This is a genomic window from Peribacillus sp. P4_C12 (assembly GCF_056402095.1).
The window spans coordinates 1-1,870 of sequence record NZ_JBFUIB010000634.1 but is presented as its reverse complement, the minus strand read 5'-3'; the positions used below and the strand labels follow the sequence as shown (position 1 = coordinate 1,870).

The window sequence follows — 1,870 nt, the reverse complement described above, 5'->3', positions numbered from 1 at the left end:
TGAAGTCTTTTATAAAAGCAATTTTAATGATAAATGATCCTGTCTTATCATATCTATACATGGAGGTTCGAAAAATGAAAGAAGCAAAAGTAAGTGTAATCGGCGCTGGGCTTGCAGGAAGTGAAGCGGCGTGGCAATTAGCTAAAAGAGGAATTAAAGTAGATTTATACGAAATGCGGCCGGTAAAACAAACACCAGCACATCATACCGACAAATTCGCTGAACTTGTTTGTTCCAATTCACTTCGGGCAAATACCTTAACAAATGCTGTAGGTGTTTTAAAAGAAGAAATGCGGATTTTGGATTCTGTTATCATATCTGCAGCAGACGCCTGTGCTGTTCCTGCCGGAGGTGCACTTGCTGTCGATCGTCATGAATTTGCCAGTCTTGTTACAGAAAAGGTGAAAAATCATCCAAATGTTACTGTCATTAATGAAGAAGTGACAGAAATTCCTGAAGGTCCTACTGTCATTGCCACTGGTCCGCTTACAAGTCAGTCTCTATCTGACAGCTTAAAGCAGATTATGGATGAAGAATACTTATATTTCTATGATGCTGCTGCTCCAATTCTTGAAAAAGAAAGCATCAATATGGATAAGGTTTATTTAAAATCCCGTTATGATAAAGGGGAAGCAGCCTATTTGAATTGTCCGATGACGGAAGAAGAGTTTGACCGTTTCTATGAAGCATTGATTTCTGCTGAAACTGTTCCTCTTAAAGAATTTGAAAAAGAAATCTTTTTCGAAGGGTGTATGCCAATTGAAGTGATGGCATCACGTGGGAAGAAAACGATGTTATTCGGACCATTGAAGCCAGTTGGTTTAGAAGATCCGAAAACAGGAAAACGACCATTTGCTGTAGTCCAATTGCGACAGGATGATGCAGCTGGTACTCTTTACAACATTGTTGGTTTTCAGACACATTTAAAATGGGGACCGCAAAAAGAAGTACTGCAGCTTATACCAGGATTGGAAAATGCTGAAATTGTTCGTTATGGAGTTATGCACCGCAACACTTTCATTAACTCTCCTAACGTTCTAAAACCTACGTACCAGTTCAAAAATCGCGATGACTTATTCTTTGCCGGTCAGATGACTGGTGTAGAGGGATATGTAGAATCAGCTGCATCAGGATTAGTTGCGGGTATCAATGCCGCGAGAATCATCCAAGGGTTGGAGCCTACCATTTTCCCTGCCGAAACGACAATGGGTAGTATGGCAAGGTACATTACATCTACTAATGGGAAGAGCTTTCAGCCGATGAATGCCAACTTTGGCCTGCTTCCAGACCTTGAAGTTAGAATCAAAGCGAAAAAAGATCGGAATGAAATGCATGCTAAACGCGCTTTAGACACAATTCAGAACTTTGTGAAAACTTTGTAAAATATTTGCCTGCTGTTTTAAAGTATGATACTATTTATTAGCCTTTGCGAGGTGTTTCCATGATTAATCAAAATAAGGCATTATCATCCTTCATCGAATATTTACAAATAGAAAAAAACAGTTCACATTACACCATTGAAAATTACAAACGGGATATTCACGAATTTTTATTGTTCCTGAATGAACAAGGGATTACCGATGTCACGTCTGTCGAATACTTTGATGTCCGGTTGTTTTTAACGAATTTATATGAGAAAAAACTTTCTAAGCGAACTGTGGCAAGAAAAACATCTTGCCTGCGGAGCTTTTATAAATTTTTATTACGTGAAGGTGATGTGAWGGATAATCCTTTTTCTCTTGCTTCTTTACCTAAAAAGGATCAAAAGCTGCCACGTTTTCTTTATGAGGAAGAAATGAATCAGTTATTTTCTTCTTTAAAGAAAGATTCACCGATAGGAATAAGGAACACTGCACTATTGGAATTACTG

General features: G+C 38.4%; 2 protein-coding genes. Both read left to right on the top strand.

Annotated features, from left to right (window positions below; all coding sequences use genetic code 11):
* Window positions 1–74: 74 nt before the first annotated feature.
* Entirely contained in the window at window positions 75–1,382 is a 1,308-nt protein-coding gene (gene trmFO, locus AC1DUW_RS27425; RefSeq protein ID WP_053345314.1) for an FADH(2)-oxidizing methylenetetrahydrofolate--tRNA-(uracil(54)-C(5))-methyltransferase TrmFO, read from the top strand.
* A 59-nt stretch (window positions 1,383–1,441) separates the two neighbouring features.
* Window positions 1,442–1,870 (top strand): site-specific integrase (locus tag AC1DUW_RS27420; RefSeq protein ID WP_477644001.1); only part of this gene is annotated, 429 nt, incomplete at its 3' end.